This is a genomic window from Janthinobacterium sp. PSPC1-1, assembly GCF_049897625.1.
In the GTDB taxonomy this organism is placed as follows: Bacteria; Pseudomonadota; Gammaproteobacteria; order Burkholderiales; family Burkholderiaceae_D; genus Janthinobacterium; species Janthinobacterium tructae.
Window position 1 is genome coordinate 101,391 of the sequence record NZ_JAFCWP010000008.1, and the last position, 18,383, is coordinate 119,773.

The 18,383-nt window shown below is 62.6% G+C and carries 15 protein-coding genes and 1 tRNA gene; 8 read left to right on the top strand and 8 right to left on the bottom strand.

All coding sequences use genetic code 11. The features are described 5' to 3' along the window. Window positions 1-184: 184 nt before the first annotated feature. Window positions 185-538 (bottom strand): DUF883 family protein, encoded by a 354-nt coding sequence (locus tag ACP7EG_RS22570; RefSeq protein WP_426089378.1) that lies wholly within the window; start codon window positions 536-538, stop codon window positions 185-187. Window positions 539-870: 332 nt separating this feature from the next. Between ACP7EG_RS22570 and ACP7EG_RS22575 the strand changes: the two genes are divergently transcribed. Further along, window positions 871-2,271, top strand: a complete 1,401-nt coding sequence (locus tag ACP7EG_RS22575) for a PLP-dependent aminotransferase family protein (RefSeq protein WP_426089379.1) — start codon at window positions 871-873, stop codon at window positions 2,269-2,271. Window positions 2,272-2,369: 98 nt separating this feature from the next. On the opposite strand, the gene ACP7EG_RS22580 is transcribed toward ACP7EG_RS22575, so the two are convergent. The 3 genes from ACP7EG_RS22580 to pepN all read right to left on the bottom strand — a co-directional run bounded on the left by ACP7EG_RS22580 (window position 2,370) and on the right by pepN (window position 6,354). Then, window positions 2,370-2,445, bottom strand: a tRNA-Thr gene (locus tag ACP7EG_RS22580). A 116-nt stretch (window positions 2,446-2,561) separates the two neighbouring features. After that, a complete protein-coding gene (locus ACP7EG_RS22585) occupies window positions 2,562-3,563 on the bottom strand; it encodes a class 1 fructose-bisphosphatase (protein ID WP_426089380.1) in 1,002 nt (333 codons plus the stop codon). Window positions 3,564-3,699: 136 nt separating this feature from the next. Then, window positions 3,700-6,354: an aminopeptidase N gene (gene pepN / locus ACP7EG_RS22590; protein WP_426089381.1), complete on the bottom strand. Its 2,655-nt coding sequence runs from the start codon at window positions 6,352-6,354 to the stop codon at window positions 3,700-3,702. A gap of 197 nt (window positions 6,355-6,551) precedes the next feature. Here pepN and ACP7EG_RS22595 point away from each other — a divergent pair, with 197 nt between their 5' ends. Beyond that, a complete protein-coding gene (locus tag ACP7EG_RS22595; protein WP_096237660.1) occupies window positions 6,552-7,181 on the top strand; it encodes a DUF4136 domain-containing protein in 630 nt (209 codons plus the stop codon). 305 nt (window positions 7,182-7,486) lie between these two features. On the opposite strand, the gene ACP7EG_RS22600 is transcribed toward ACP7EG_RS22595, so the two are convergent. The 4 genes from ACP7EG_RS22600 to ACP7EG_RS22615 all read right to left on the bottom strand — a co-directional run bounded on the left by ACP7EG_RS22600 (window position 7,487) and on the right by ACP7EG_RS22615 (window position 12,499). Continuing rightward, entirely contained in the window at window positions 7,487-8,476 is a 990-nt protein-coding gene (locus tag ACP7EG_RS22600; protein ID WP_426089382.1) for a quinone oxidoreductase family protein, read from the bottom strand. Between the two features lie 23 nt (window positions 8,477-8,499). Continuing rightward, entirely contained in the window at window positions 8,500-8,889 is a 390-nt protein-coding gene (locus ACP7EG_RS22605; RefSeq protein ID WP_426053396.1) for a methylglyoxal synthase, read from the bottom strand. Window positions 8,890-8,918: 29 nt separating this feature from the next. Continuing rightward, window positions 8,919-9,839, bottom strand: coding sequence for a DMT family transporter (locus tag ACP7EG_RS22610; RefSeq protein WP_426089383.1), 921 nt, complete (start codon window positions 9,837-9,839; stop codon window positions 8,919-8,921). A gap of 176 nt (window positions 9,840-10,015) precedes the next feature. Further along, a complete protein-coding gene (locus ACP7EG_RS22615) occupies window positions 10,016-12,499 on the bottom strand; it encodes an alkaline phosphatase D family protein (protein WP_426089384.1) in 2,484 nt (827 codons plus the stop codon). Between the two features lie 144 nt (window positions 12,500-12,643). Here ACP7EG_RS22615 and ACP7EG_RS22620 point away from each other — a divergent pair, with 144 nt between their 5' ends. From ACP7EG_RS22620 to ACP7EG_RS22645, 6 genes are all read left to right on the top strand, one after another. Then, window positions 12,644-13,369, top strand: coding sequence for a YebC/PmpR family DNA-binding transcriptional regulator (locus tag ACP7EG_RS22620; protein WP_010401062.1), 726 nt, complete (start codon window positions 12,644-12,646; stop codon window positions 13,367-13,369). A gap of 73 nt (window positions 13,370-13,442) precedes the next feature. Then, on the top strand, window positions 13,443-14,711 hold the full coding sequence (gene purD, locus ACP7EG_RS22625) for a phosphoribosylamine--glycine ligase (RefSeq protein ID WP_099762331.1): 1,269 nt from the start codon (window positions 13,443-13,445) through the stop codon (window positions 14,709-14,711). 130 nt (window positions 14,712-14,841) lie between these two features. Beyond that, a complete protein-coding gene (locus ACP7EG_RS22630) occupies window positions 14,842-15,543 on the top strand; it encodes a hypothetical protein (protein WP_426089385.1) in 702 nt (233 codons plus the stop codon). Between the two features lie 83 nt (window positions 15,544-15,626). Next, on the top strand, window positions 15,627-16,901 hold the full coding sequence (locus tag ACP7EG_RS22635) for a hypothetical protein (RefSeq protein ID WP_426089386.1): 1,275 nt from the start codon (window positions 15,627-15,629) through the stop codon (window positions 16,899-16,901). A 16-nt stretch (window positions 16,902-16,917) separates the two neighbouring features. Next, window positions 16,918-17,565 carry a hypothetical protein gene (locus tag ACP7EG_RS22640; protein ID WP_426089387.1) on the top strand — a complete coding sequence of 216 codons (648 nt, stop codon included), beginning with the start codon at window positions 16,918-16,920 and terminating at the stop codon, window positions 17,563-17,565. Then, on the top strand, window positions 17,562-18,374 hold the full coding sequence (locus tag ACP7EG_RS22645; protein ID WP_426089388.1) for a hypothetical protein: 813 nt from the start codon (window positions 17,562-17,564) through the stop codon (window positions 18,372-18,374). Before ACP7EG_RS22640 ends, ACP7EG_RS22645 begins: the two co-directional genes overlap by 4 nt. The last annotated feature ends 9 nt before the right edge of the window (window positions 18,375-18,383 follow it).

The window sequence follows — 18,383 nt, forward strand, 5'->3', positions numbered from 1 at the left end:
AGCGCACGAACAGGGCAATCAAAATAATGATGGGAATAGGTATGCCGATCAACCACAACAAAACGGAGCGCATCATCACTCTCCTTTACTGCTTGCTACTGTGCGCGTGGGCGCTGGCCCACCCCGCCATGATGGCGAAGGGAACAGCGCCCACGACAAACTACCTGGCCGGTCTGCGTAAAACTTATTTACGCGAACCCAGCAATTTCGACAGGCCATAACCGGCCGCCGCCGCAATCAGCAGCGACATGGCCGGGCGTTCGCGCACATAGCCGCGCCCCGTCTCGCCGGCGCGCTGGCAGGCGGCGCTCAATTGCTTGCCGCGCGCCATCAGGGTTTCGGAAGCCTTGCTGACGGTATCGCTGACCTGGCCGATGCGGTCGCCCACCTGGTCCACGCCGTCATGGGCGCGCGTGGCGACCTTGTCGGCCAAGGGCTGGGCCTGGCTAGCCACCTTGTCGATGGTGCGGTGCAGGTCCTGGCGGGTATCCTGCACGGTGCCGTTCATATCGGAGCTGGTTTTTTCAATCGCGTTCATGGTGGTTTCCTTTAACAGTGAATAATTTCAACCATGCTCGATGCCGTGACCGAATCATGATTCTCCTCGCTTCGGGGAAAAAGAAGCGGCTAAAAGCTGCCGGGCTGAGCCATATCAAATACGGGATCAGCAGCAAGCTGTTGGCACTACCTTAACCGCGCCCGCCGTGCGCTACCGTGCGCTGCCACACCTTGTGGCCCAGACTTAAATGCCTGATGGAAATAACAATCTCCGCCGGCCTGGCGGGGCGAGCGGGAAAGCTAAATATGTATGGATTTTTAACGGGATTTTCCGCATAATTGCCAGAAGCAATATCCATACATATAGATAAAATGTCCATATCAAAAGCCATACAAGAAGATAGCCGGGCCAGTGCGTGGATCACGCCATTCGTGCAGCACGGCGGCCCGCGCTACCTGCAGATCGCCGACATGCTCGAGCGCGCGCTGTCGGACGGCAGCCTGCGCCCTGGTGACCGCCTGCCGCCACAGCGCCGCCTGGCCGCCCTGTTCCAGATCGACCTGACGACGGTGACGCGCGCCTACGACGAGGCCAAGCGCCGCAATCTGCTGGAGGGGCACGGCGCGCGCGGCACCTACGTGGCCGCGCCGAAGGTGGAATTGACGCAGATGATGGACCTGAGCATGAACATCCCGCCGCCGCCCGCAGGCGTGGATTTCGACGACCTACTGAAACAGGGCGTGGCACAGGTGCTGATGCGCACGGATAGCGATCTGTTGATGAGTTATCACCTGGGCGGCGGCGGCAAGGCCGACCGTGCGGCGGGCGCCGTCTGGCTCGCGCCCATGTTCGGCCACGTCGAGGCGGAGCAGGTGGTGGCCTGCCCCGGCGCACAGGCGGCGCTGGCAGCGCTGATATTGACCCTGAGCCGGCCCGGCGACAGCATATTGACGGAGCCAGCCGTGTATCCGGGCTTGCGCTCGGCAGCGGGACAACTCAATCGCAAGACCATCGTCGTGGAAACGGACGCGGACGGCATGCTGCCCGATGCGCTGGAAAAAGCCAGCCGCAAGCACTGTGCGCGCCTGGTCTACCTGAATCCCACGCTGCAAAACCCCACCGCACACACCATGCCGGCCGCGCGGCGCCTGGCCATCACGCAGGTGGCCATACGCTGCGGCATGCACATCATCGAGGACGACCCGTACTGGCTGCTGGCCTCCGATGCGCCGCCGCCGCTGGCCCATTACGCACCGGGCAACGTGTCGTATATCGCCACACTGTCGAAATGCCTGGCGCCGGGCTTGCGCATGGCCTACGCGCTGGTTCCCGACGCGCAGCTGCGCGAACGCTTCGTGCAAGCCCTGCGCTCGTTTTCACTGATGGCCACGCCGCTGACGACGGCACTGGCGACGCAATGGATACACGACGGCTCCGCGCACGCACTGCTGGCCGGCGTGCGCAGCGAAGCGGACGCGCGCCAGGACGTCATCCGCACGATTCTGACGGGCACCAGCCACCCGCGCAGCGACGGCATCCATGTCTGGTTTTCACTGCCCAGCTACTGGACCTCGCGCGAACTGGCCGCCACCGCCCGCGCCCAGGGCGTGGCCGTCACGGCCTCGGACGCCTTCCACGCCAGCAAACCACCAAACGCCATCCGCATCTCCCTGGGCAGCATCCGCGACCGCGCGCGCCTGGCCAGCGCCTTGAAAAAGCTGTCGCTGCTGCTGGCGCACAAGCCGGTGGTGCACCAGGAGTTCGTCATTTAGGCGGTAGATGAGCGCCTCGGCGCAGGCTGGTGGGGAACAAAGCTTCAGACGAAAAAAAACCACCGTTTGAGCGGTGGTTTTTTTCTACTGCGAATACTTGGTGCCGTTGGCCGGAATCGAACTGGCGACCTTCACATTACGAATGTGCTGCTCTACCAACTGAGCTACAACGGCGAAGACCCACATTCTACAAACAATGCACAAAATTTGCTAGTGTCAACGCGAACTTTTTTGCATTTTTTTAGCGGCCCGGCTGCGGGCCGCTGAAAATCGCGGAAAAGTGCGGCTTTTTATTCCGCGTGGTAGGCCGTGACGCGGGCCACTTCATCTTTCGAGCCAAGGAACACGGGCACGCGCTGGTGCAGCTTGTGCGGGGCGATGTCCATGATGCGCTGCTGGCCGTCGGTGGCCGCGCCGCCGGCTTGCTCGACGATGAAGGCCATCGGGTTCGCTTCGTACATCAGGCGCAACTTGCCCGGCATCGACGTGTCGCGCAGGTCGGCCGGGTACATGAAGATGCCGCCGCGGTTCAGGATGCGGTGCACGTCGGCCACCATCGAAGCGATCCAGCGCATGTTGAAGTTGGTGCCGCGCGGGCCCGTGTCGCCGGCCAGCAGTTCGTCGACATAGCGTTTCACGGGCGGATGCCAGTGGCGCGCGTTCGACATGTTGATGGCGAACTCCTTCGTCGTTGGCGGAATCTGCATATTGCTTTGCGTGAGGACCCACGAACCCATTTCCCGGTCCAGGGTAAAGCAGTTCACGCCATTGCCGAAGGTCAGCACCAGCATGGTTTGCGGACCGTACACAGCGTAGCCGGCGGCGACCTGCTTGGTGCCCGCCTGCATAAAGTCCTGCTCGCTCGGCTGCCCCATGCCCTCCGGCGCCTTAAGTACCGAGAAAATGGTACCGATCGAGACGTTGACGTCGATGTTCGACGAGCCATCGAGTGGGTCGAACAGCAGCATGTATTCGCCCTTCGGATAGCGATTCGGGATCGGGTGGATCGATTCCATCTCTTCCGACGCCATGGCCGCCAGATGGCCGCCCCATTCGTTCGCTTCGAGCAGGATCTCGTTGGAGATGATGTCGAGCTTTTTCTGTACTTCGCCCTGCACGTTTTCCGTCTCGGCCGTGCCCAGCACTTCACCGAGCGCGCCCTTGCCGACAGCGTGGCTGATGGTTTTACAAGCGCGTGCGACGACTTCGATCAGCAGGCGCAGTTCGGCCGGGATGCTGTTGTTCGAGCGCTGCTCTTCAACCAGGTATTGCGTAAGACTGATGCGTTTCATGAAACCCCTTAGTTAGTGTTTTAAATACGTCTCGTGCGGTGATTGTCGGCTTACGCGCCGTTGGCGCCAAGCCGACCTACGAAATCATGACGCCGTGTAGGTCGGATTAGCCCGCAGGGCGTAATCCGACACACCGTCAATTGGCCAATGCCTTACTGACCACTTCCATCACATCGTTCGACAGGCTGGCCTGGCCGGCGACTTGTTCCAGCGCGTCGCGCATGTGGCTTTGCAGTGCGGGAACGTAACGGCGCCAGCGGTCCATCGAGCGCGCCAGGCGGGCGGCCACCTGCGGGTTCAGGGCGTCGAGCGCGATGACTTGCTCGGCCCAGAAAGCGTAGCCGCTGCCATCCGCCGCATGGAACTGCGATGGATTGCCGTTGGTGAAATTGAAGATCAGGCTGCGTGCGCGGTTCGGATTTTTCAAGGTGAAGGCCGGGTGCGACATCAACTGGCGCACGGCTTGCACATCGGTCGTTGGCGCGGCCGCCTGCATGGCGAACCACTTGTCGACCACCAGCGCTTCGTTCTCGAAATCGGTATAGAAGCTGGTCAGCGCCGCCTGCGCATGCGACTGCGAGCCGGAATGAATCAGCGCCGCCAGCGCCGCAGCGCGGTCGGTCATGTTGCCGGCATTGTCGAACTGCAGCCGCGCCAGGTCCAGCTCCGCCGCCCCGGGCGCGATCAACAGATACGACAGGGCCAGGTTTTTCAGCGCCCGCTTGCCGGCCGACAGGGCGTCAGGGCTGTACTCGCCCGGCGTCTGGTTGGCGTGGTATTGCGCCAGCAATTCGGGCTTCAAGGCTGCCGCGATGGTCGTGCGCATGAACTGGCGCGCCGCGTGGATCGCTTGCGGATCGACTTGCGCCATGCGCTCGGCGATGATGGTTTCCGACGGCAGGATCAGGGCCAGCTCGCGGAAGGCAGGATCGAGCGTTGCGTCAGCCAGCAAGGCGCGCTGCGCGGCGATGAAGGTCTCGTCCAGCACCAGGGGCTCGCCGGCGGCGACGGCGCCCGTGAGTTTCAGCAGACGTTCCATGGCCAGGCGCTGGCCCGCTTCCCAGCGGTTGACGGGATCGCTGTCGTGACGGAACAGGTGCAGCAGTTGTGCATCGGTATAGTCGTACTCCAGCACCACGGGCGCGGAAAAGTCGCGCAGCAGCGATGGCACGGGCGCCTCTGCCACCTGGGTGAAGCGGAAGGTTTGCGACGCCTCGGTCAATTCCAGCACGACGCTGGTGGCGCCATGCGATGCCACGCCGTCCACGTGCAGCGGCAGGTCGCTGCCATCGGCAGCCAGCAAGCCGACGGTGACGGGAATGTGGAATGGCAGTTTTTTCGGCTGGCCCGGCGTGGCGGGGCAGCTTTGCGCCAGCGTCAGTTCAAACGTCTGGCTGGCAGCGTCGTAGCGCGTGGATGCTTTCACGATGGGGGTGCCGGCCTGGCTGTACCAGCGCTCGAACTGGGTAAAATCGCGGCCATTCGCGTCCGCCATGGCGGCGCGGAAGTCGTCGCACTGCACCGCCTGGCCATCGTGACGTTCAAAGTACAGGTCCATGCCCTTGCGGAAACCGTCGCGGCCCACCAGGGTCTGATACATGCGCACCACTTCGGCGCCTTTTTCGTAGATGGTGACCGTGTAAAAGTTATTGATCTCGACGAAGGAATCGGGACGCACAGGATGCGCCATCGGGCCCGCGTCTTCGGGGAACTGCGCCTGGCGCAGGGTGCGCACCTGGTCGATGCGCGTGACGGCGCGGCCCGTGTCGGTGCCGATCATGTCGGCCGAGAATTCCTGGTCGCGAAATACCGTCAAGCCTTCCTTCAGCGACAGCTGGAACCAGTCGCGGCAGGTCACGCGGTTGCCCGTCCAGTTATGGAAGTACTCGTGGCCCACCACCGCCTCGATGCCCGCGTAATCGACGTCGGTCGCCACGCGCGAATTGGCCAGCACATACTTGGTATTGAAAATATTCAAACCCTTGTTTTCCATGGCGCCCATGTTGAAATCGCCCACGGCGACGATCATGAAGCGGTCCAGGTCCAGCTCCAGGCCGAAGCGCTCCTCGTCCCAGCGGATCGAGTTTTTCAGCGACTTCATGGCGTAGTCGGTTTTATCGAGGTTACCCTCTTCCACCCATACCTGCAGCAGCACTTCGCGGCCGGACTTGAGCCTGTAATGCTCTTCCTGACACACCAGGCGCGCAGCCACCAGGGCGAACAGGTACGACGGCTTCTTGAACGGGTCTTCCCACTTGGCGTAATGGCGGCCATCACCGAGGTCGCCCTCCTCGATCAGGTTGCCGTTCGATAACAGCACCGGATACTTGTCCTTGTCGGCGCGCAGCATGACGGTGTACCTGGCCATCACGTCCGGGCGGTCCGGGAAGAAGGTGATGCGGCGGAAACCTTCCGCTTCGCACTGCGTGAAGAAATTATGGTTCGACACATACAGGCCGGACAGCGAGGTGTTGTCTTGCGGCGCCAGTACGGTCTCGATCTCGAGCAGCACCTCGTCCGGCGCCTTGGGAATGGTCAGCATGCTGGCCGTCAGCTTGTACTGCGACGGCTTCAGCACTTTGCCATTCAGGCGCACCAGCACCAGTTCGATGTGTTCGCCGTGCAATTCGATGCTGCGACTGGTACTGGCGGGGTTGTGGCACATGTGGATCCGGCTCGCCACCACTGTGCGGGCGGGATCAAGATCGAAACCAAGTTCGACGCTGTCAACCAGGAAGCTGGGCGGCGTGTAATCTTTGCGGTAAATCGTCTGAGGGCTGTCTGTGCGCATAGGGAATGGGTGGGAGCGGAGGCAAAAGCCTATTTTACCAACACCAGCCCCCCGATAGTCGCGATTCGGCTCAGGAATGTTGGATTCCCTTACACGCCGACATACCAGGTAACATTCTGTAATAATGCATGGAAACAAATAAAACTATTCTTATAATACTAAGCGATGAATTGCGTCTACTAACAGGAGATCATGCAATGAAACGATATCTCACCATCATGATGGCCGCATTGACCGTGTTGCTGACCGGATGCGCCACCACCATACGCAGCGATGTGACCGTCTTCCATGAGTGGCCTGCGCAATTGCAAGACAAATCGTATGCGTTTGAAGCGCCAGCGGCGGAAAACGATACGCTGGAATACCGCAGCTACCAGAATCTGGTGCGCGCAGAACTGGCCAAACACGGCTTCGGCGAAGCTTCCGGCCCTGCGGCAGCCAATTTGCGCGTGGCGATGCAGTTTTCCACCGTCGACTATCCTGAGCGCGTGCTGCAAGCCACCGATCCATTCTGGTATGGCCCCGGCTACTGGCCTGGCCGCTACGGCTATCGCTACGGCGCATGGCCAGGCTATGGCCGCTTTGGCTATAACCCCTACTGGTATGGTCCGATGGATGTCGAAGAAAGTGTGCGCCATAAATACGAACGCGAACTGCGCGTAACGATCAATGACCGCAGCGGCAAGAAACTGTATGACGTGACCGTGCAATCGACCAGCAACAAGCGCGCAACGTCGCAAGTGATGCCGGCCATGGTAGCGAGCGCCTTTGCCGACTTCCCGGGCCAGAGCGGCGTGCCGCGCAAGGTGGAAGTCAAAATAGAGTAACTGAGAGCGCCAGCCAAAACCTACTGCGCGTCGCGCTTTGCGGCCGGCGATGCTCACCGTACTAAAGTACGGTTGCGCTTCTCGGCCACAAATCACTGCCGCTCGCTACGGTTTTGTCAGGCGCGAGAAGTCTGGAGTACTTTAAAAAAACCGGCTGGTGCAGCAATGCGCCAGCCGGTTTTTTTTCACCTACGAATAATACGCTTCGGCGGCAAAGGTGAGCACGCCGATCAGGGCCACGGCCAACACCAGCACGATCAGCAGGCGGCCGAATTTCGGCGTGCCGTCGTTTCCGCTGCCGCCGCTCATGGCACGATGATGGTCGAGCCGGTCGTCTTGCGCCCTTCCAGGTCCGTGTGCGCCTGGGCGATATGGGCCAGATTGTAACGCTGGTTGATCTCGATTTTGACTTCGCCGCTGCTGACGACGCCGAACAGCGAGGCAGCCATCTCCTCCAGGTTCGCGCGGTTCGACGCATAACTGAACAAGGCGGGGCGCGTGATGAAGAGCGAACCGCGCGACGCCAGTTCACTGAGGGTGAACGCCGGCACGGGGCCGGAGGCGTTGCCGAAGCTGACCATCATGCCCAGCGGCGCCAGGCAGTCGAGCGAGCCCGTAAACGTATCCTTGCCGATGGAATCGTAGACCACGGAGACGCCTTTGCCACCCGTGATCTCGCGCACGCGCTCGACGAAGTTTTCCGTGTTGTAGTTGATGACGTGGGCCGCGCCATGCGCCTTGGCCAGCGCCGCCTTTTCATCGGAACCGGCCGTGCCGATCAGGTTCACGCCCAGCACCTTGGCCCACTGGCAGGCGATCAGGCCCACGCCGCCCGCCGCCGCGTGAAACAGGATGGTATCGCCCGCCTTCAGGGCCACCGTGCGGTGGAACAGGTATTGCACCGTCAAGCCTTGCAGCATCATGGCGGCGGCCGTATCGAAGCCGATGCGCTCGGGCAGCGCCAGCAGCAGGGCCGCCGGCAAGTTGCGCTGCTGCGCATACGCGCCATTGATGCGCGCCGCATACGCCACCCGGTCGCCCACCTTGACTTCCGTGACGCCCTCGCCCACCGCCTCGACGATACCCGCGCCCTCCACGCCCAGGCCATTGGGCAGCGGCTGCGGATACAGGCCCGTGCGGAAATACACGTCGATGAAATTGAGGCCGATCGCCTCGTGTTTCACGCGCGCTTCGCCGGGACCGGGCGGCGGCAGTTCCACGTCCACGTACTCCATGACTTCCGGGCCGCCCACGCGCTGTACGCGGATGGCCTTGGTGGTAATTGTTGCGCTCATGCTCATCTCCTTGTCTGGGTGAATCAGGCGGCAGCAACGGCCCGCGCCTGCAGCTGCGACAGCACCAGGTGCGCCGACGACAGATTCGTCGCGCACGCCACGTTGTGCACGTCGCAGGCGCGCACCAGGGCATTGATGTCCGGCTCGTGCGGCTGCGGCGTCATCGGGTCGCGCAGGAAGATCACACAATCGATCATGCCTTCCACCAGCAGCGAGCCGATCTGCAAGTCGCCGCCGAACGGGCCGGAATGCTTGCGCTCCACTTGCAAGCCCAGCTCGTTGATCAAGCGGCCGCCCGTGGTGCCCGTGGCCGACAGGTCGCAACCCTTCAAAAAGTCCAGGTATTCGCCCGCCAGGGTAATCATGTCATCTTTTTTCTTGTCGTGGGCAATCAGGGCGATGCGTGTTTTCATGTTGGGAGCATTTTCAGTGAGTGGGGGAATTATTTCTTTTTCGACAGCAAGTAAATACCGGCCAATACCAGGCTGGTGCCAGCCAGTTGCCAGTTGGTGATCGGTTCATCGAGAATCATGGCGCCCAGGAACAGGGTCGACACGGGGCCGATCATGCCCGCTTGCGAGGCGACGGGCGCGCCGATGCGTTCGACGGCGATCATCGTCATGAAGACGGGCATGACCGTGCAAAAGATGCCGTTCAGCAAAGACAGGCCATACACGGGCATGGGCTGGATCAGCAGTTCGACGGGGCGCAGGATGAAAAATTGGGCGATGCAGGCAAAGCTGGCCACGCACATCGCGTAGCTGACCAGGCGCATGGAGCCGATGCGTTTCACCAGCTCACCGGAACCGAGCAGATACACGGCATACGAACAGGCCGAGCCCAGCACCAGGGTAGACCCCAGCGCCACATTGCTGGCGCCGCCCTGCAAGTCGTGCACGAACACCAGCACGATGCCGCAATACGAGGTGAGCAAGGCCATCCATTGCAGGCGGCTGATGCGCTGCTTGAAGTACACGGTGGTAATCAGGAGTACGAAGGTGGGCGTAAGAAACAGGATCAGCCGCTCCAGCCCCACGGAAATATATTGCAGGCCCAGGAAGTCCAGATAGCTGGACAGGTAGTAGCCGACGAGACCCAGCCCGACCAGGCGCCAGCGGTCGCTGGTCGACAGTGGCGGCTCCGTGCGCATCTTCCACCAGGCGATGACGGCGAACACGGGCAGAGAGAAAATCATCCTGAAGGCGATCAGGGTGACGGCGTCGATCTGGTAGCGGTACAGCAGCTTGGCGACGATGGCCTTGGTGGAAAACAGCACCGCCCCGCCCACGGCGATGGCCAGGCCACCCAGGTAGACGGAACGGGGAAGCGAAGATGGGGATGCTTGCGGGGAACTGGAGCTCATGCCCAGATTGTAATGGCAAAAGCGAAAGGCGGCGTAGGTGGGGCGTAGGTCGGGTTAGCCCAAAGGGCGTAACCCGACACCACCGCAACGTAACCCGACACCACCAACGCCCCCCATCCCCGCCAACCATGTTGTCGGATTACGCGCGGCATGGCCGCGCTAATCCGACCTACCCTTTACGCCACCACCACCGCCACCGTCCCAGCATTGACCGTCGCCGTCGTCACCCGCGCAATCACGTTCGACGGCGCCGCCGTGCCGATCAGTTTATTCACCTGCTTGAACTGCGCCACCAGCTTGCCCGGCGTCAAGGTCACCACCGTGTAACCCTGCGCATCCGTATTCAGGTGCTTGATCCACGGATTGTTGCCCAGGCCGGACAATTGCTGCGCCAGGCCCAGCAGGGTCGTGCTGAAGTCAGTGCTTGCTTTCAAGCCCGCCTGCACGGCAACGACCGTCGCGTCGAGTTGCGCTTCCGGCACGCCCTTGGCGGCCAGCGCGCCGCGCAGCTGCACGCGCAATTGCTCCAGCAGGCTGTCGACGGTGGGCGCCGCCTTGCCCATGGTGTAGTCGAGCAGGTTGACGTCGAGATTGACCGTACCCAGGCCCGTGACGGGAATGGCCAGCGGGTAGCTGACGAGGGTGCCGATATCACCCATGGCGCCGGCGGCCGACTTCAGATAGCTGAAGAAGGAATCCGAGCTGACGCCGGCCGACACCAGGTCGACCATCACGGGCGTGCCGCCGCCAGCGGCGTCGAAATCATCGCTGACGGTGCCGGCAAAAAACGAGTGGATATCGCCGGTCAGCGCCACCACGTTGCCGATGACATTGTTTTTCAGGTGCGCCATCAGGTTCTTGCGCTCGCTGTTGTAGCCATCCCACTGGTCGCAATTGAGCAAGAAACGCGTAAAGAACGGCGCCAGCGCCGCTTGCTGGCCGGAAGCGGCGACAAAGCTTGAGGCGGCGCCCTTGGCCTGCACGTCGGGCTTGATCCAGCCGAAGGCGATCACTTGCGCCGCGGCGGCCGGCGAGCCGCTGTTGTAGGCGGCCACCGTGATGCCGGCCTGGGCCGCGCTCAAACCGGCGCTCACGGCGGCGGCGCCTTGCGCACCGGCATTGGCTGCGGCGCCGGCAATCGCCATGGCCGCCGCTTGCGCCACGGTCGTCGAGGCGCCCGCCGTCGAGGCAGCCACGATGGCGGACGCCAGCGGCACGCTGCCGCCCACCAGTGGCAAGGTGCTGGCGATGGCCTTGCCCACGTTAGCCATGGCGCTCAAGGCCAGCAAGGTGGCAATCGCATCCGTGCCATTCAGGCCCATACGCAGCAAGGACACTTCATTGCCCCACAGCTTCCAGGTGGACGTGGCCGCCTTCATCTTGCTTTTCCACCAGTCACGCTGGGTCGTGCCCAGCATGCCGACGGCGGCCAGCGGGTCCGTGCCGGCTTTCGTGGCGGCCGCCATTTTCTGCCCTTCCACGCTGTCGAACAGCGCTTGCGGCACCAGGTAGCGGCTGCCGATGCTGCCCAGCGGCTTGCCCGTGGCCGGATTGATGGTCGATTCGGCGATCGCGTGGTCGGCGCGGTACAGGCGCTCGTCCGTCATCACCAGCTGCATCAGTTTGCCGAACTGGAAATCGCGGTAAATCTGGATATTCTGGAACGTTGTCGCGGCGGCATCGAAGGTGACGTCGGCCGGCATGTATTCGAACCAGGCCTGGTTGGCGCTGCGCCGGCGCGCCGGCTGGTGCAAATCGCTGCCGTCGGCGGCCACGATGCCTTCATAGGTGGACGCGTCCTGCCAGGCGTCGTCCGTGAACTCATGGTCGTCCCAGATGGCGATGAAGGCGAAGCGCTCGTGCACGGCTTGCAGGCGCGTATCGGTGCGGTATTTCTTGTACAGGTAGCGGTAATCGGCCACCGTGGTCGCGTACTTGGCGCCCGCGCTGCCGCTCTTGAACGTGCCATCGGGCAATTTCAGCTGGTCGTGGCGGCTTTCCACGGCGCCGCTCTGGAAGGCCTCGCCCACCGTTTCATAGATGTAATCGCCCAGGTGAACGATGAAGTCGAGCGCTTCGTTGGCGGCGATGTGCGACAGCGCGCCCCAGTGGTTGATGCTCCAGTCCTGGCACGTCAGGTAGGCGAACTGCAACTGCGCTACGTCGCTAGTCGCGGCGGGCGCCGTCTTGAAGCGGCCCACGTTCGAGCGCACGTCGCCGGCGATGAACTGGTAAAAATACACCTGGCCAGGCTGCAAGCCCGTGACCTTGTGGCGCAAAGTGTTGTCGAAATCGGCCTTCAATGGCAACTTGGCATCGACGATGGGCGTGCCGGCCAGGGCCGTGTTGCTGCCCAGGGCAGCCGTATTGTCGCTGGCGCTGACGATCAACCGCACGGCCACGTCGGACTTGCCGGCCACGGCGGGCGCGACGGCGTCAAAACTGGCGGGCACGACGCGCGTCCACAGCATGGCGCTGTCGGCGCGCGGATCGCCCGAGGCCACGCTTTGCGGGAATTTCCAGTCGCTGCCCGAGGCCAGCGGCACGCCAGGATCGCTGTAATCGGTGCTGCCGCAGGCGGCGAGGCCGACAGTGGCCACGGAAACCGTGATAAAGCCACCCAATTTCAGAAATTGCCGCCTGTCCATTTGACTTGCCATGATGTAGCGCCCTCGATATGGTGAAAGCGCGTCACTTTAGCAACAGATTGTGTCATCCTGATGACGGGGCCATGCCGCTTGGCCGGGGGCCGATATGCTAAAATGTCGGCCACAATTGAACACCTAGTCTAAGGAAGATTCGACATGGCAGGACATAGCAAATGGGCCAATATCAAGCATAAAAAGGCTGCCACCGATGCCAAGCGCGGCAAAATCTGGACGCGCCTGATCAAGGAAATCACGGTCGCAGCCCGCATGGGCGGCGCCGACGCGATCACCAATCCGCGCCTGCGCCTGGCGGTCGACAAGGCGGCTGACGCCAATATGCCGAAAGACAACGTCCAGCGCGCGATCAACCGCGGCAGCGGCGGCGTCGATGGCGCCAACTATGAAGAAGTGCGCTACGAAGGCTACGGCGTGGGCGGCGCGGCCGTCATCGTCGAATGCATGACCGACAACAAGGTGCGCACGGTAGCCGAAGTGCGTAACGCCTTCAACAAGAATGGCGGCAACATGGGCAATGAAGGCTCCGTCGCCTTCATGTTCCAGCACTGCGGCCAATTGCTGTTCGCGCCGGGCACCGACGAAGACAAGCTGATGGAAGCGGCCCTGGAAGCGGGCGCCGACGACGTCATCGCCGATGAAGAAGGCGGCTTCGAAGTGCTGACCCCCGTGCACGATTTCGCCACCGTCAAGGAAGCGCTGGAAGCGGCCGGCTTCAAGGCCGAAGTGGCCGAAGTCATCATGAAGCCGGCGACGGAAACCGTGTACGCGGGCGACGACGCCATCAAGATGCAAAAGCTGATCGATGCGCTGGAGCTGCTGGACGATGTCCAGGAAGTCTTCACCAACGCATTAATAGAGAATTAATCTAGAGAATTAATCACTCTGCACACAAGGGCGGCACCGCCGCCCTGCAACCCACCTTGAACGAACGGTCCCTATGAAAATTCTGGTAGTCGGCTCTGGCGGCCGCGAACACGCCCTGGCCTGGAAACTGGCACAGTCCGAACGCATACAGATGGTGTATGTCGCGCCGGGCAACGGCGGCACCGCGCGCGATGCGCGCCTGGTCAATCTCGACATCAGCGACCCGCAATTGCTGGCCGACTTCGTTCAGCAGGAACACATCAGCCTCACGGTCGTCGGCCCGGAAGTGCCATTGGCGGCGGGCATCGTCAACCTGTTCCGCTCGCGCGGCCTGAAAATCTTCGGCCCGACGAAAGAAGCGGCGCAGCTGGAATCGTCGAAAGACTTCGCCAAGGCCTTCATGCAGCGCCACGGCATCCCGACGGCCGCTTACCAGACGTTCTCCGACGTCGCCCCCGCGCATGCCTACATCGATGCCATGGGCGCGCCGATCGTCATCAAGGCCGACGGCCTGGCCGCCGGCAAGGGCGTGGTCGTTGCCATGACCCTGGAAGAAGCGCATCAGGCGGTCGACATGATGCTGTCCGATAACCAGTTCGGCGACGCCGGCGCGCGCATCGTCATCGAGGAATTCCTCGCCGGCGAAGAAGCGAGCTTCATCGTCATGTGCGATGGCAAGAACATCCTGCCGCTGGCCACCAGCCAGGACCATAAACGCCTGAAGGATCACGACCAGGGCCCGAACACGGGCGGCATGGGCGCGTACTCGCCGGCACCCATCGTCACGCCGGCCATGCATGCGCGCGTCATGCGCGAGATCATCGTGCCAACCATCCAGGGCATGGCCAAGGATGGCATCACGTTTACGGGCTTCCTGTATGCCGGCCTGATGATCGACGACAAGGGCACGCCGAAGACGCTGGAATTCAACTGCCGCATGGGCGACCCGGAAACGCAACCGATCATGGCGCGCCTGAAGACCGACCTGGTCACCGTCATGGAGCACGCCGTCAACGGCACGCTCGACGCGGTGGAACTGGAATGGGACCGCCGCACGGCTGTCGGCGTCGTCATGGCCGCCGCCGGCTACCCGGACGATCCCGTCAAGGGTACGCCGATTGGCGACATCCCGGCCGAAACCGTCGACTCCGTCACCTTCCATGCGGGCACCCGCATCGAGGGCGAGCGCCTGGTCACCAACGGCGGGCGCGTGCTGTGCGTGGTCGGTCTGGGCGACAGCATCAAGATGGCGCAGAAGCAGGCGTATGAAACGGTGGAAAAAATCCATTTCGACGGCGCGCAGTACCGCCGCGACATCGGCTGGCGCGGTTTGAAGCATTGATCGCTCCATAGCGATCACACGACGGGCCGGCGCGGAATTCATCCGCCCGGCCCGTTTTCATTTTGATTGCCCCCCATTCCTCGCCATGACCATACCAACCGGCCTTGCCGCATCAGACAACGATGCCCCGGTGAGCCCCCTGACCTGGCTGACGCTTGCCTCGCTGCTCGTTGCCGGCCTGGCTTGGTACTGGTTCAGCAGCTATGCCGTACCGCGCTGTGACACCAGACAAACCGTGGCCGCGGTCACGGATGGCAAATTCAGCCTGCACGATGTCAAGCAGGCCGGCTATGCCTGGTCGCAAAAAACCCGTGGCTGCCTGGCCACCATCATGCAGGACGGCAAGCCGCTGCAATACGCCTGGACCATTTCGCGTGTGGAAGGCCGCCGCAAAAGCCGCCTGGAGTATGACCACGCGCATCCGGGCATCGTGCAAACGCGCTTTGCCGACATCGCCTGGCATGGCGGCTTTGCGCAGCAGGGCCAGCCCATCGGGCGCGATGGGCTGAAGAATGCAGTACTGGCCGGCATGGATGCACTGCGCGGCAAGCCGCTCTACCATGTCAACCTCAACGCAGTGGTGTCGCCGCAGCACTACCGTGAAATTGGCGATATTGAAGCGCTGGCACCATGCAAGGAAGTATTGCCCGGCGTGGTTTCCTGCCGCCTGCTGCTGATCCGCAACGACCTTGCGCCCGCTGCCGCGACAAAGGTGCTGGCAGTCTCGGTGCTGCAGCAAGGCGACTTTACTTTCCAGCGCAGCAAAGATGGCAAGAACTGGTCAGTAACACCGCAGTTCAGGACAGAACTGGATCAGGCGCCACTTCAATAGTACGCTAGGGAAACGAGATTGCATTGTAAAATTTATCATCTTAAATTTTGATAAACCCATTCCCGATGACAAGCAATCTCCCCGTGTCCACGCATACTTCCGTCGAGGCGCTGCATGTGCTGAAGCTGCTCACGCGCCGCCAGCGTGAGCAGGCGCTGGCGCATCCCGACTTGCCGCAGCTTGCCATCGGTACGCCGCTACCCGACACCTTGCTGTGGTTGTACCGGCGCCAGATCGTTACGTCCGAGGATGTGACGAGCCTGTCGTCGAGCGTGGCGCGCCACTTCAGCGGCGACGAGCTGGCACTGCGCTTGTCGATCTTGCAGCAGGTGGTGGAGGTGCTCAATCACGAATCGCTCGATCATCTGCGCGACGAAGCAATCATTACGCCAGAGCTTTATCAACAGGCGCTGCCGCACCTGCCCGGCGACGTTCTGCTGCCCACGCCGGGCGAAGCGCTGAACTGGATGCTCCATGTGGGGCTGCTGCCGCGCGCGCAGTTCAAGACCACGGTGCAGCGCATCGAGGCCGGCGGCAGCGACGATGCAAAGCGCGTGGTCCGGCATGCGCAAGCGCGCCAGGATGAACATAAAAAGGCGGTACGCGGCGTGGTCCTCGACGGTTTGTTTCCCGGCTCGCGCCTGGCCTGGCTGATCGGCGCGCCGCTGGCGCTGGCCGGCATGGTCTGGTATGTGATGAGCGGCAATTCCGTGCCCGAGTGCGACTCCACCGACACGCTCACCACCATGACACGCATGCTCAACAAGGCGGCGCCGGAAGGCACGGGCAAAGCAAGCCTGCACGACGTGAAAGAAGCCGGTTACGCCTCGTCACAACATATCCGTGGCTGCCTGGCCACGATAGCACTCGATGGCAAGAAGATGGGCTATGCCTATACCGTCGCGCGCGACGACAGCGGCAGCAAGAGCCGCATCAGCTATACGGGTGCGCAACCGTTGCTGGTCCAAGCGCGCTTTGGCACCATCCGCGATGGCGACTTTGCCCAGCAAGCCAAGCCCCTGGGGCGCGAGGCGCTGGAAAAGGCTTTCCGCGACGGCATGGATGGTGCGCGCATCATGCCCCGGCCACGGCAAGCGTTTTCGCTGACGCAATCGATGGAGCGCACGCGCGAAATCGCCGAAATCGAACCGCTGGCGCCATGCAAGGAAATCTCGCCGGGCATCTATTCCTGCCGCCTGCTGATCGAACGCAATGACGCCTTGCTGGGCATGCTCAACGGCGGCACGGCAGTGATGCAGGAAGGCGAGTTTACCTTCCAACGCGACGCTGCCGGCAATGGCTGGTCGGTAACGCCACAATTTGCCCTGGAGCTGCGCCAGGCCAAAATAAAAGAGTAAATAAAAGAGTAAATTCATGCATACCGAACCACCCCACGCATCGCTGGACCAGCTGCACCAGCTGGGCCTGATCACCGCGCAGGAACTCGACGAGGCCAACTCGGAACGCGATGTCGCCGCCCATGAGCGCCTGCACCCGCCCGAGGAGCCGGTCGACATGCCGGAACTGGCGCAGGATGCCGACCTGGTCACCACCCTGGGCTGGCTGCTGCTGACCGATCTGCTGCCCAAGAACGACTTCGACAAGCGCGCGGCCACACTGCCACCCCGGCAACAGGCGCTGGCAGCAGAGGGGGTGCGGTACTACAACCGCCGCGAGGTCGACGCCTTGTACGAGCTCGATTTGCTGAACCAGTTCCAGCGCGATGCCGCACACGCGGCGGTGCCTGCCGACCGCATGTTCTACACGCCCTGGATCGCCATGCGCTGGCTGGTGGTCAACGGCGTACTATCGACGCAGCAGTTCGAAGCGCTGGCAGTGCGCGTGCGTGAACATGGCAGCGCACTGGCGCGCGAAATCATGGAAGCGTCCAGGCTGCGTCATGGTCACGACCGCATCCCGTACAAGCGGCCACCGGCCTGGAAAAGCGCCTTGATCGTGCTGGGCATGATCCTGGTGATGTCCGTGCTTTACGGTGTTGTGACCGGAGGCCTGCGGCCATGAGCACCGATCCGCGCCTCAAACCGCTCGGCGAACTGCGGCAACTGGACCTGATCACCAGCGACGAATACGACGATACGCTGGCCGAGCTGCAGATCATTGAGATCCAGCGCGCGCACAACGCCGCCGAAGACATCGATGTGCCCGAACTGGCGATGAATGCCGACCAGATCAAGACGCTGGCCTGGCTGCTGAGCGCCGAACTGGTGCCCGAGGAGCGTTTTTTCAGGATGCTGCGCAAGCTGCCCGCCGATGAACCACGCCGGCAACTGGCCAGCGCCGCGCTGCGGCAGGTGAACCGGCAAGCGGTCGATGCGCTGTACCAGCAGAACCTGATCAACGCCTGGCAGCGCGACGCCGCCCACGACAGCCTGCCGGCCGATCACCTTGCCGCCACGCCCGTCACGGCCTTGCGCCACATGCTGAAACAGGGCACGCTATCGCCGCTGCAATACAAGGAGCTGCAAGCGCGCACGCGCGCGAACGGCTCGCAACTGGAGCGCTTGATCGTCGACGCCGCCGGCAAACCGCCGACTCAATATGGCCGGCCCCGCCCGCGCCCTTCCACCATCATGGCTGCGGCACTGCTGCTGGCGATACTGACGATACTGACGATGCTGACGTATGCAGGACGCGCATGGTTCAAGCGCGAGCAAGCAGTGCCTGTGGCACCGCTGGCGCAGCCGGCCGACACGATCGAACGCACGGACCTGCAACAGCGCGCGGCAAGCATGGTGGAGGGCGCCCGCCAGCCAGGCGCCGATGCGCCCCAATTCGAGGTGCAGGTAATACAGGACAAGCCGCCTCAGTAAAGCAGGGAC